This window comes from Kosakonia sp. HypNH10 (assembly GCF_029850615.1).
GTDB lineage: Bacteria > Pseudomonadota > Gammaproteobacteria > Enterobacterales > Enterobacteriaceae > Kosakonia > Kosakonia cowanii.
In genome coordinates this window covers 341,468-354,439 of record NZ_JAOTIU010000002.1, presented here as the reverse complement: position 1 = coordinate 354,439, position 12,972 = coordinate 341,468, and the positions used below count along the sequence as shown (strand labels likewise).

At 55.9% G+C, this 12,972-nt stretch carries 10 protein-coding genes; 1 reads left to right on the top strand and 9 read right to left on the bottom strand.

Going from position 1 to position 12,972, the window contains the following annotated elements; all coding sequences use genetic code 11:
- Positions 1–8 precede the first annotated feature (8 nt).
- From nuoI to lrhA, 9 genes are all read right to left on the bottom strand, one after another.
- Complete coding sequence (gene nuoI / locus N7V53_RS07910; RefSeq protein ID WP_023479728.1) at positions 9–551, bottom strand: NADH-quinone oxidoreductase subunit NuoI; 543 nt, start codon at positions 549–551, stop codon at positions 9–11.
- Between the two features lie 14 nt (positions 552–565).
- Entirely contained in the window at positions 566–1,540 is a 975-nt protein-coding gene (nuoH, locus tag N7V53_RS07905) for an NADH-quinone oxidoreductase subunit NuoH (RefSeq protein WP_023479664.1), read from the bottom strand.
- Positions 1,537–4,263, bottom strand: a complete 2,727-nt coding sequence (nuoG, locus tag N7V53_RS07900; RefSeq protein ID WP_279792987.1) for an NADH-quinone oxidoreductase subunit NuoG — start codon at positions 4,261–4,263, stop codon at positions 1,537–1,539. Before nuoG ends, nuoH begins: the two co-directional genes overlap by 4 nt.
- Positions 4,264–4,352: 89 nt before the next feature.
- Complete coding sequence (nuoF, locus tag N7V53_RS07895; RefSeq protein ID WP_139567646.1) at positions 4,353–5,690, bottom strand: NADH-quinone oxidoreductase subunit NuoF; 1,338 nt, start codon at positions 5,688–5,690, stop codon at positions 4,353–4,355.
- The gene (gene nuoE, locus N7V53_RS07890) at positions 5,690–6,190 is read right to left on the bottom strand and encodes an NADH-quinone oxidoreductase subunit NuoE (protein ID WP_023479890.1); all 501 of its coding nucleotides are present in this window, start codon (positions 6,188–6,190) and stop codon (positions 5,690–5,692) included. The genes nuoF and nuoE overlap by 1 nt, the downstream gene beginning before the upstream one ends.
- A 2-nt stretch (positions 6,191–6,192) precedes the next feature.
- Positions 6,193–7,995, bottom strand: a complete 1,803-nt coding sequence (gene nuoC, locus N7V53_RS07885; protein ID WP_152526125.1) for an NADH-quinone oxidoreductase subunit C/D — start codon at positions 7,993–7,995, stop codon at positions 6,193–6,195.
- A 90-nt stretch (positions 7,996–8,085) separates the two neighbouring features.
- A complete protein-coding gene (gene nuoB, locus N7V53_RS07880) occupies positions 8,086–8,760 on the bottom strand; it encodes an NADH-quinone oxidoreductase subunit NuoB (protein WP_023479723.1) in 675 nt (224 codons plus the stop codon).
- A gap of 15 nt (positions 8,761–8,775) precedes the next feature.
- The gene (gene nuoA / locus N7V53_RS07875) at positions 8,776–9,219 is read right to left on the bottom strand and encodes an NADH-quinone oxidoreductase subunit NuoA (RefSeq protein WP_034812950.1); all 444 of its coding nucleotides are present in this window, start codon (positions 9,217–9,219) and stop codon (positions 8,776–8,778) included.
- Positions 9,220–9,849: 630 nt separating this feature from the next.
- Positions 9,850–10,785 carry a transcriptional regulator LrhA gene (lrhA, locus tag N7V53_RS07870; RefSeq protein WP_023479801.1) on the bottom strand — a complete coding sequence of 312 codons (936 nt, stop codon included), beginning with the start codon at positions 10,783–10,785 and terminating at the stop codon, positions 9,850–9,852.
- 941 nt (positions 10,786–11,726) lie between these two features.
- On the opposite strand from lrhA, the gene N7V53_RS07865 reads away from it, so the two are divergent.
- Positions 11,727–12,941 (top strand): pyridoxal phosphate-dependent aminotransferase, encoded by a 1,215-nt coding sequence (locus N7V53_RS07865; RefSeq protein WP_023479830.1) that lies wholly within the window; start codon positions 11,727–11,729, stop codon positions 12,939–12,941.
- The last annotated feature ends 31 nt before the right edge of the window (positions 12,942–12,972 follow it).

Below are 12,972 nucleotides of genomic sequence, written 5' to 3'. Positions count from 1 at the left end.
CCCTCTCCTTACGGTAACAGGCCTTTGACGTCGATAGGCTTGGCTTCGTTTTCCGCTTCGCCCTTATCTTTGCCGTCGATTGCCATACCTGCCATCCGGTAGAAGTTATATTCCGGGTATTTGCCCGGACCGGAGATCAGCAGATCCTCTTTTTCATACACCAGATCCTGGCGCTTGAACTCACCGAGTTCGAAGTCCGGCGTCAGCTGAATCGCTGTAGTCGGGCACGCCTCTTCGCACATGCCGCAGAAGATGCAGCGCGAGAAGTTGATACGGAAAAACTCCGGATACCAGCGGCCATCAACGGTTTCCGCTTTCTGCAGCGAGATACAGCCGACAGGACAGGCAACCGCACACAGGTTACAGGCTACGCAGCGCTCTGCGCCGTCCGGATCGCGCGTCAGCACAATACGGCCACGGTAGCGCGGGGCCAGGTAAACCGGCTCTTCCGGATACATACGCGTTTCGCGTTTGGCGAACGCATGCAGGCCAATCATCCAGATACTGCGAACCTGGGTGCCAAAGCCCACGAATAACTCTTTTAACGTCATGGTCTCATCACCCCTTATTGCTGCCACAGAATGACTGCTGCGGTACCCAGCAGGTTAAGCAGAGTCAGCGGCAGGCAGATTTTCCAGCCGAAAGACATCACCTGATCGTAGCGAGGACGCGGCAGTGCGGCGCGAATCAAAATGAACATCATCATAAAGAACGCGGTTTTCAGCGCGAACCAGATAAACGGCGGTAACAGCGGACCCTGCCAGCCACCAAAGAAGAGGGTGACCATCAGCGCAGAGATGGTGACGATACCGATATACTCGCCGACGAAGAAGAGACCGAATTTCATGCCGGAGTATTCAATATGGTAACCATCCGCCAGCTCCTGCTCCGCTTCCGGCTGGTCAAACGGGTGACGGTGACACACCGCAACACCCGCGATAGCGAAGGTAACGAAGCCAAAGAATTGCGGAATGACGTTCCACAAACCCGCCTGGTTGTTGACGATGTCGGTCATATTGAATGAACCGGCCTGCGCCACCACGCCCATCAGCGACAGCCCGAGGAACACTTCGTAGCTCAGGGTTTGCGCAGAGGCACGCATCGCGCCGAGCAGGGAGTATTTGTTGTTACTGGACCAGCCAGCGAACAGCACCGCGTAAACCGCCAGACCCGCCATCATCAGGAAGAAGAGGATCCCGATATTGAGGTCGGCCACCACCCAGGTGGGGCTGACCGGCACAATGGCGAAGGCTAACAGCAGCGAGGTGAAGGCGATCACCGGCGCGAGGGTGAAGATCACGCGATCGGAGAAGCGCGGGATCCAGTCCTCTTTAAAGAACATCTTGATCATGTCCGCGACCAGCTGGAGTGAACCACCCCAGCCCACACGGTTCGGCCCATAACGGTTCTGGAACAGGCCGAGCAGGCGACGTTCGCCAAAGCTCATGAAGGCGCCGCAGGTGACAACCACCAGCAGGATGACCACCGCTTTCAGAATGCTTAACAGAATGTCGATAACATCCGGTGTTAACCAGCTCATGCTTGCGCCTCCCGCAGATTTTCAAGACGTGCCCCGGCCAGCACCGGTGCAATACCCGGCATGCCCATCGGCAAACCGACCTGCCCCGCCGTCAGACCTTCCGATACCTGCAGCGGCAGGCTGAGGGTCTGCCCTTCGTAGGTGAAGGAGACGTGTGCGCCTGCGTTTACGCCAAGCTTCGCGGCATCGGCCGGGTGAAGCGTGATGTAAGGCTGCGGCATACGGCTCTGGAACACCGGCGAACGCTGCGACAGCTCATCGCTGCCGAACAGGTGATAGTAAGGCGCGATACGCCACTCGCCATCCTGTGCGCTGAAGGCGCCCGGAACGACGGTGAAGTAATCCAGCCCGGTCTCCGTCGCTTCAATCAGGCGTACGCCCGGATCGCCGTGACGCAGGTGCCCGCCCACTTCGTCCTGGAATTTGTTCCAGGCCTGCGGGGAGTTCCAGCCCGGTGCCCAGGCAAACGGAATTTGCGAGCGCGGAGCTGAAGGCTGGTTGTTCCCTTCCATTGAGAAGGCGAACATGGTGTCTTTATCCTGCGGCTGACGCGGTTCGTGGACGCTGATATTGGCGCGCATTGCGGTACGACCACTGTAGCGGTGCGGCTCACGCGCTAGTTTCTGCCCGCGAATGCGGAAGCTGGCATCCGGCGCGGCATTTTTGATGCCCGACAGCTGCGGCAGCGCGGCGACGGCGGCGTCGATCACATGATCGAGCTGCGTCCAGTCCACTTCGCGGTTCAGCACGGTGCTGTGCAGCGAGTGCAGCCAGCGCCAGCTTTCCAGCATCAGCGCTTTGTTGTCGTAGTAGCTCGGGTCATAAACCTGGAAGAAGCGCTGAGCGCGGCCTTCGTTGTTAATTACCGTGCCGTCGCTTTCTGCGAAGCTTGCCGCAGAGAGCACCAGATGGGCGTTATCCATAATCGCCGTGCGCTGGTGATCGACCACCAGCACCAGTGGCGCTTTCGCCAGCGCAGCGTCAACGCGCGCAGCAGAAGCATGACGGTGCAGATCGTTTTCCAGCACTACGACCGCGTCGGCGCTGCCGCTCTCCAGTTCGGAGAGTGCATCATCGAGGCTGCCGCCGCCGATAAGGCCAAGGCCCATACTGTTAACGGAGCGGGCAATCATGGTGATGCCGACATCGGCACCGCGCCCTTTCAGCGCTTTCGCCACGTTCGCTGCCGCGTGGATCACGTCGGTGCTACCGGCGTTTGTGCCGGAGATAATCAGCGGTTTCTTCGCCCCGGCCAGCGCCTGGACAATGACATCCACTTTGCCCTGCAGATCGCTGCTCAGGCCGTCAACCGCCGGTGCGGAGTTATCCAGCGCATGGGCGATGGCGAAACCTAAACGCGCCTGATCTTCCACCGGCGCGCGGTAGGTCCACGCAGCGATGTCGTCCAGACGGGTGCTGTCGACGTTGGTGACAAACAGCGGATGTTTAGCGCGCTGACCAATGTTCATGATCGCCGCAATCTGCCAGTCGGCAACTTTCTGCGCCGCCGCCATTTCGCGGGCTTTGCCTTTCACCGCCTGACGTACCGCCAGCGCGACGCGCGCGCCAGTTTGGGTCACGTCTTCACCGAGGATCAGCACCGCGTCGTAAGATTCGATTTCACGCAGCGCCGGAGTACGGATGCCACCTTCGCGCAGCACTTTCAGCGCCAGCGTCAGTCGCTCCTGCTCGCCTTTCGCGATACCGGTGTAGAAGTTCTCCGCACCGACCAATTCGCGCAGCGCGAAGTTGCTCTCAACGCTTGCGCGCGGAGAACCAATACCGATCACTTTCTTCGACTGACGCAGAATATCCGCCGCGCCCTGCATCGCCTGTTCGGCGTTGAGGGTGATGAGATCGTCGCCGCGACGCTGTACCGGCTGGCGCGGACGATCTTTCAGGTTGACGTAGCCATAGCCGAAACGACCGCGGTCGCAGAGGAAGTAGTGGTTAACCGTGCCGTTATAGCGGTTCTCGATACGACGCAGTTCGCCGTAACGCTCGCCCGGGCTGGTGTTACAGCCGATCGAGCACTGCTGGCAGATGCTCGGCGCGAACTGCATATCCCATTTACGGTTATAGCGCTCGGAGTGGGTTTTATCGGTGAAAACGCCGGTCGGGCAGATTTCAACCAGGTTACCGGAGAACTCGCTCTCCAGCGTACCCTCTTCCGGGCGGCCGAAGTAGACGTTGTCATGTGCGCCATAGACGCCCAGGTCGGTACCGTCGGCATAATCTTTGTAGTAACGCACACAGCGGTAGCAGGCGATACAGCGGTTCATCTCGTGAGAAATGAACGGGCCGAGATCCTGGTTACGGTGCGTACGCTTGGTGAAACGGTAGCGACGGAAGCTGTGACCAGTCATAACGGTCATATCCTGCAGGTGGCAGTTGCCGCCCTCTTCGCAGACCGGACAGTCGTGCGGGTGGTTGGTCATCAACCACTCCACCACGCTCTCACGGAACTCTTTCGCTTCGTGATCGTCAATAGAGATAAATGTGCCGTCGGATGCCGGTGTCATACAGGACATAACCAGGCGGCCACGCGTGTCTTCCGCGTTTTGATATTGCTTCACCGCACACTGGCGGCACGCACCCACGCTCCCCAGCGCCGGATGCCAGCAAAAATAAGGAATATCAAGGCCCAACGAGAGACAAGCCTCTAACAGGTTGTCTGCGCCGTTTACCTCGTATTCTTTGCCGTCTACGTGAATAGTAGCCATTAGCATGCTTCCAGTTGTCTCAGCCGGAGCTGAGAATTAATCAAAATTCGTTCCGCGTCCCCTCACCTGCTCACGATGAGGGGGAACCATTACCAGCGCGCTTTCAGCAGGTTTGGCTGGATACCGCCAATCGCATGGGTATTGCTGAATTGCTGCTTGATCCCCGCTTCGAACTCTTCGCGGAAATACTTAATTGCGCTCTGTAACGGTTCAACCGCACCCGGCGCGTGTGCGCAGAAGGTTTTACCCGGCCCAAGCTGGCGGCAGAGTTGCTCCAGGGTTTCGATATCGCCAGGCTGGCCTTCGCCACGCTCCAGCGCACGCAGGATTTTGACGCTCCACGGCAGCCCGTCGCGGCACGGCGTACACCAGCCGCAGGACTCGCGGGCGAAGAACTCTTCCAGGTTACGCACCAGCGGCACCATGCCAATTTCATGGTCAACGGCCATCGCCAGCGCGGTACCTAAACGGCTGCCCGCTTTACCGATGCTTTCGAACTCCATCGGCAGATCAAGGTGTGCTTCGGTGAGGAAGTCGGTTCCCGCGCCGCCCGGCTGCCAGGCTTTGAATTTCAGCCCGTCGCGCATGCCGCCCGCGTACTCTTCGAGGATTTCACGCGCGGTGGTGCCAAACGGCAACTCCCAGACGCCCGGATTTTTCACGCGCCCGGAGAAGCCCATCAGTTTGGTACCGGCATCTTTGCTGGTTGACAGGCTCTGGTACCACTCCACGCCGTTGGCGAGGATTGCCGGAACGTTGCACAGGGTTTCGACGTTGTTAACGCAGGTCGGTTTACCCCATACGCCGGAGCTTGCCGGGAAAGGCGGTTTCGAGCGCGGGTTCGCGCGACGCCCTTCCAGCGAGTTGATCAGCGCCGTCTCTTCGCCGCAGATGTAACGACCTGCGCCGGTATGGACGATAAGTTCGAAATCGAACCCGCTGCCGAGAATATTTTTGCCAAGGAAGCCCGCTTCGGTGGCTTCAGCAATGGCGCGGCGCAGATGCACCGCCGCTTCGATGTACTCTCCGCGCAGGAAGATGTAGCCACGATAGGCTTTCAGCGCAAAGGCGGAGATCAGCATGCCTTCCACCAGCAGGTGCGGCAACTGCTCCATCAGCAGGCGGTCTTTATAGGTGCCCGGCTCCATCTCATCGGCGTTACACAGCAGGTAACGGATGTTCATCGATTCGTCTTTCGGCATCAGGCTCCACTTAAGACCGGTGGAGAAGCCCGCGCCGCCGCGCCCTTTCAGGCCGGCGTCTTTTACCTGGTTGACGATCTCGTCCGGTGCCAGCCCGGTCAGGGCTTTGCGCGCACCGGCATAGCCGTTCTTGCTCTGATACTCTTCAAGCCAGACCGGCTGTTTATCATCGCGCAGACGCCAGGTCAGCGGATGGGTTTCGGGAGTACGGATAATGGTCTTCATTATTTATACCGCTCCAGCAAGTCAGGGATCGTTTCCGGCGTCAGAGAACTGTGGGTGTCCTCATCGATCATCATGGTCGGCCCTTTGTCGCAGTTGCCGAGACAGCAGGTTGGCAGCAGCGTAAAGCGGCCATCAAACGTGGTCTGGCCCGGCTTGATCTTCAGGTGGCTCTCAATCGCCGACTGGATCCCCTGATAGCCGGTGATGTGACACACCACGCTGTCGCAGTAGCGGATCACATGGCGGCCGACCGGCTGGCGGAAGATCTGGCTGTAGAACGTAGCCACGCCTTCGACATCGCTCGCCGGAATGCCCAGTACGTCGGCGATAGCGTAAATTGCGCCGTCCGGCACCCAGCCACGCTGTTTCTGAACGATCTTCAGCGCTTCAATGGACGCCGCACGCGGGTCTTCGTAGTGGTGCTTCTCGTGCTCAATTGCCTCACGCTCTGCCGCACTCAGCTCAAAAGCCCCGGTTTCTGGTTGTTGATTCTCGTGCATAATTAGCGGTCCACATCTGACATAACAAAATCGATACTACCCAGGTAGACAATCAAGTCTGAGACCAGGCTGCCGCGGATTGCCGCCGGAATTTGCTGCAGATGCGGGAAACTCGGCGTACGGATACGGGTACGATAGCTCATGGTGCTGCCGTCACTGGTCAGGTAGTAACTGTTGATACCCTTGGTTGCTTCAATCATCTGGAAGGATTCGTTGGCCGGCATTACCGGGCCCCACGATACCTGCAGGAAGTGAGTAATCAGGGTTTCGATATGTTGCAGCGTGCGCTCTTTCGGCGGCGGCGTGGTCAGCGGGTGATCCGCTTTGAACGGCCCTTCCGGCATATTGTTGAGACACTGCTCAAGAATGCGCAGGCTCTGGCGCAGCTCTTCCACTTTCAGCATCACGCGGGTGTAGCAGTCGCTGACGCCACCGCCGACCGGGATTTCGAAGTCGAAGTTCTGATAGCCGGAGTAAGGGCGCGCTTTACGCACGTCAAAGTTGATGCCGGTAGCACGCAGGCCTGCACCGGTGGTGCCCCACTCCAGCGCCTCTTTCGCGCCGTAAGCGGCAACGCCCTGGGCACGGCCTTTCAGAATGGAGTTACGCAGTGCGGCTTTCTCATAGGAAGCCAGACGTTTCGGCATCCAGTCGAGGAACTCGCGCAGCAGGCGATCCCAGCCGCGCGGCAGATCGTGCGCGACGCCGCCGATGCGGAACCAGGCCGGGTGCATACGGAAACCGGTGATCGCTTCCACCAGATCGTAGATTTTCTGACGATCGGTAAAGGCGAAGAAGACCGGCGTCATCGCGCCGACGTCCTGAATAAAGGTAGAGATATAGAGCAGGTGGCTGTTGATGCGGAACAGCTCAGAGAGCATCACGCGGATCACTTCCACGCGTTCCGGCACGGTAATGCCCGCCAGCTTCTCGACCGCCAGTACGTATGGCATCTCGTTGACGCAGCCGCCGAGGTACTCAACGCGGTCGGTATAAGGAATGTAGCTGTGCCATGACTGGCGTTCGCCCATCTTCTCCGCGCCGCGGTGGTGATAACCGATATCCGGCACGCAGTCGACGATCTCTTCGCCATCAAGCTGCAGAATGATGCGGAACGCACCGTGCGCAGAGGGGTGGTTCGGACCGAGGTTGAGGAACATAAAGTCCTCGTTGTCGGTGCCGCGCTTCATGCCCCAATCTTCCGGCTTGAAGGTCAGCGCTTCCATCTCCAGATCCTGCTTGGCTTTGGTCAGCTCAAACGGATCGAATTCGGTGGCGCGCGCCGGGTAGTCTTTACGCAGCGGGTGGCCGGTCCAGGTCTGCGGCATCATGATGCGCGTCAGATGCGGGTGGCCATCAAAAGTGACACCAAACATCTCCCAGGTTTCACGCTCATACCAGTTAGCGTTCGGGAAGAGTTTAGTGATAGTCGGCACATGCAAATCGTTTTCTGCGAGAGCCACTTTCAGCATGATGTCGCTGTTACGATCGATCGACAGGAAGTGGTAGAAAACGGAAAAATCCGCGGCGGGCAGACCGGCGCGGTGTGTGCGTAGACGCTCGTCCATGCCGTGAAGATCGAACAGCATGACGTAAGGCTTCGGTAATTTCTTTAAGAAATCGACCACTTCCAGTAACTGCTCACGCTTCACCCAAACGACGGGTACCCCGGTGCGGGTCGCCTGAACGGAAAAGGCATCCGGCCCAAAACGGTTGCGCAATTCGCCAATGACCGGATCATCCAGATGATCCCGGGTCTGCCATGGGGCTTCTTGCGCAGTTAAATCGGTCATATTTTTCACCATTGCAAAGGGTCCGTGGTGACTGTGGGGCAGTGCGTCGCGTTATTGGATTATTGAAATGCGACGCTTTTTACCCTTGCCCACAGGCGCAAATTAAATCTCGTCCGGCGAACGCAGGTTGGTGACGGCAATACGTTCACCGCGTTTACGTTCACGCTCTGACTGCATGTTGGCGCGGTAAACGCCCTGATCGCCAACTACCCAGGAGAGCGGACGACGCTCCTTGCCAATCGACTCCTGCAGCAGCATCAGCGCCTGCATATAGGCTTCAGGACGCGGCGGGCAGCCAGGGATGTAAACATCCACCGGGATAAATTTGTCGACGCCCTGCACGACGGAGTAGATGTCGTACATACCGCCAGAGTTTGCGCAGGCACCCATGGAGATAACCCATTTCGGCTCCAGCATCTGGTCATAGAGGCGTTGGATAACCGGCGCCATCTTGGTGAACGGCGTACCGGCAACGACCATCAGGTCGGCCTGGCGCGGCGAGGCACGCAGTACTTCTGCGCCAAAGCGCGCCACGTCGTGCACGGCGGTAAACGAGGTCACCATCTCGACGTAGCAGCAGGAAAGGCCGAAGTTATACGGCCAAATTGAGTTCTTACGACCCCAGTTCACCATATCGTGCAGGACATTTTCGAGCTTGCCCATGTAGACGCTACGGTTGATCTCTTGTTCCAGGGGGTCAGTTACGATCTCCTGTTTTTGCAGGGGGTAACGGTCGTTCTCACCGTTAGGATCTATGCGGGTGAGCGTATAATCCATCTTATTGCCTCGCGGTTAGCGTTGACTGTCAGTGTAGCTGTTGGTCTCAGGGTTAACCTGCGCACGGCGCGAACGCACCGGCGTCCAATCGAGCGCGCCAATACGCACCAGATAAACCAGACCAGCCAGCAGCACTAAGATAAAAATTGCGGCTTCGGCAAATCCCACCCAGCCACTCTCACGAATGGACGTAGACCATGCGTAGAGATAGAGCGCTTCGACATCGAAGATGACGAAGAACATGGCGACCAGATAGAACTTGGCGGAGAGACGTAAGCGAGCGGAACCGACGGAGTCGATACCAGATTCGAAAGGTACGTTTTTGTGCCTTGCGCGCGCGCGTCCGCCCAAAAACCGACCGCCGACCAGCATCAGGCAACAGAGGCCGATGGCGACAATAAGAAAGACAGCGAATGCCCAGTGATGAGCGATGATTTCAGTGGATGTTGACATACGCATTGCTTAACTCAAAAGGTAGCGTTAAAACCTCTGCTCTTGTTGGCAGATGACGCCACATCGATTCACGGGGAGGAATAAAAAACCACATACTTACTGTGCAAAAAGCTGAAAAACAGCTAAATGATGTGGGTTTTTACTCCTTTCTATAACCTTTTGTCAACTTTAACAAAAGTTTCCTCACATTAGTTTACATCGGCAGCAATCCATTAACATTTAGTGCCGTTTTATTGACCAGCAACTACTTTTCCTGCGGCAAAATCCGGTGTTGAATCGAGTCCGTTGTGGAGGATTACAAAAATTACCCTCCTATTTTGACAGGATTTACCCAGGATTCCTCCCCCTCTGCGGAGGTATTTTTTTGATCTGAGACACGCTTTTGTTAATTCATACAATGATTCGGCAACAATCTTGCTTGATTTTTAACATGAGCAGAGGGCATGAAAGACTATAGATGATAAAGGGGGATTGTGCTGTGAGGTGGATTAACAGATTGAAAGAAATAATGATTTAGAGCGGGAATAATTCAGTTGCTTATTATTTATGCAAAAAATGGCCCACTGTGATCGTTTCTCTCATCAGCGGGCCATTTTTACACTTACAAAATGTTACCAGTTAGCGGCGAAATTTTAGCTAGAAATCGCCATCAACCAGCAGCTGTTCATCTCCCCCCTCCGGGGTAGATCCTTTGTAATGCCAGGGATCGCGATAGTGCTCCATGGCATCGAAAATCACCTGCGCCAGCTCGTTCCCACTGTTCGGGTTGCGTGAAAGCAGATATTCCGTTTCCGGTAAAATCGGGAAACCTTCGGCGCTGCTTAAGACGCGCAGGTCGGGACTCATCATCTCCACCGGTCGCGCCGTGACGCCAAGCCCCGCTTTAACGGCAGCTTTCACCGCTGAGAGCGTAGAAGCCACATAGGCCATGCGCCATGGAATTTCGGCTTCATTAAGCGCGTTAAGCACCATATCGCGGAACGGGCTCGGCTCATCCAGCAGGACCAGCGGCACCGCCTCCCCTTTTTGCAGCACATACTCCGCCGCGCAATACCAGAGCGTCGGTGAGGTGCGCAGCGTTAAATAATCAAACGGCTGGACACGATGCGTGGTCACCACCAGATCAACTTCATCTTCCTGCAGCTGATCGCTGCTCATCGGATTGCGTTTCACCCGCACATCGAGCGCGAGCTTTGGATAGACCGAGCTAATACGATTAAGCAGGAATGGCAGTATGGTATCGGCGGATTCATCTGACGCGCCGATGGTTAATACACCCTGCAAATTGCTGAACATTAAAGAGGTGCAGGCTTCATCATTGAAGCGCAGGATCTTTCTCGCATAGCCTAATAGCTGGATACCATGCTCGGTCAGCAATTTATTGCGGCCATGACGGGCGAACAGCTCTTTTCCCACTAGCTGTTCAAGGCGCTGCATTTGCTGGCTTACCGCGGATTGCGTACGGCAAACCGCCGCGGCGGCCGCTGCAAAGGTGTTTAAATCCGCGACTGCAACAAAGGTTCTCAGCAGATCGAGGTCGAGATTCAGTATCGGACGATTTGCATTTATCATCATTTTTCACTTACGGGTTGCTCGCGCTGCGTGCCCCGGGTTTATGCTGTGTTCATAAGATTAAGTAAATCCATTTAAAAAGCGCATCCTGCACTGCCATTGCCGATGAAGCCAGACAACGTGTGTGATGTTTTTGTTCGCTACCTGGTGCAAGCAGAACTCAACGTCTTTATTTGGCGAACATCCCACGCGGAGATATATAAACCAGCCAAATTGTGTTGATGCATTTAAAACGCGTCTTTCGCGGCGAATACCGATTTAACATCGCGCGTCGCAGATAAAAGTGAACCCAACAGAGGCTCTGAAGTAAAAAAAAGAGTAATAGCAATTAAGTAAAATTAAGAATTCAACCTTACCGAACTCAGGGCTTTGCCCCTGAGCGCCCTTTCAGGCTGTCTGAGTTTACCCCAAAACCTTTTTATTTATAAGCGTTAATACGAATTATCTTAAATTCTTAAAATGTCAGTACGAAAAAATGAGACATATAAATATTAGTGATGGTCATAGTTACTATTCTCAATATTAAATAGCGAACGGTTCTGGAAATGGATCTCTTTAATAGAAATTAACATTATCTTCACAGCAACAAAGCGGGATGCTAACCGTTACTTTATATCTTCTCTTTATACACTCGATCTCATCTCTATCGTCCTGCCGAACGTCGCAAAAAATTAAATCCCGCACTGCGGGAAGGGTTCTACGCGGTGGAAAATATCATTAACAGATATTTAACTGACACTTATTACTATCAGTTTGCGAATAGTCAGCATGTAAAAGAGTAAAAGCGAACATTTAATAGTTAAAAGATCGTTAAAGGCAACTGCCCGGCCTGGCAAAATCTTCTCCTGTTAACCCTTCAAAATAAGCGGGCGTGGGAGTACATTGTTCCGTGTTCACTTCCACGGCAGGGAGTGGCGATTCCAGTAAAAAGGCAAAGGTTCATGTCCTCCATCGAAAAATCCAGCAAGTTAGATAACGTCTGTTATGACATCCGTGGCCCGGTTCTTAAAGAAGCAAAGCGTCTGGAAGAAGAAGGCAACAAAGTTCTCAAACTCAACATCGGTAACCCTGCCCCGTTCGGCTTCGAAGCCCCGGATGAGATTCTGGTCGATGTGATCCGCAACCTCCCTGGCGCCCAGGGCTACTGCGATTCGAAAGGGCTCTACTCGGCCCGGAAAGCGATCATGCAGCACTACCAGGCGCGCGGCATGCGTGAGGTCACCGTCGAAGATATCTATATCGGCAACGGCGTCTCTGAGCTGATCGTGCAGTCAATGCAGGCGCTGCTGAACAGCGGCGATGAGATGCTGGTTCCGGCGCCGGACTACCCGCTGTGGACTGCGGCGGTGTCGCTCTCCGGCGGCAAAGCGGTGCACTATCTTTGCGATGAATCCGCCGGCTGGTTCCCGGATCTGGACGATATCCGCGCCAAAATCACCCCACGCACGCGCGGCATTGTGATCATCAACCCGAACAACCCGACCGGCGCGGTTTACTCAAAAGAGCTGCTGCTGGAGATTGTCGAGCTGGCGCGCCAGCACAACCTGATTATTTTCGCCGATGAGATCTACGACAAGATCCTCTACGACGAAGCGCAGCACCACTCTATTGCCGCACTGGCACCGGATCTCTTCACCATTACCTTTAACGGCCTGTCGAAAACCTACCGCGTGGCCGGTTTCCGCCAGGGCTGGATGGTGCTGAGCGGGCCGAAAAAGCACGCCAAAGGCTATATCGAAGGGCTGGAGATGCTCGCCTCGATGCGCCTGTGCGCCAACGTGCCGGCGCAGCACGCGATCCAGACCGCACTCGGCGGCTATCAGAGCATCAGCGAATTTATCGTGCCCGGCGGGCGTCTCTATGAGCAGCGCAACCGCGCGTGGGAGCTGATTAACGAAATTCCCGGCGTCTCCTGCGTAAAACCGAGCGGTGCGCTCTATATGTTCCCGAAAATTGACGCGAAACGTTTCAATATTCTGGATGATCAGAAGATGGTGCTCGACTTCCTGCTGCAGGAGAAGGTGCTGCTGGTACAGGGTTCCGCCTTCAACTGGCCGTGGCCGGATCACGTCCGCATCGTTACCCTGCCGCGTGAGGACGATCTGGAGATGGCGATTACCCGCTTCGGGCGTTTCCTCTCCGGTTATCATCAGTAATTGACTCCGGGGGAGGGTTTGCATCTTCCCC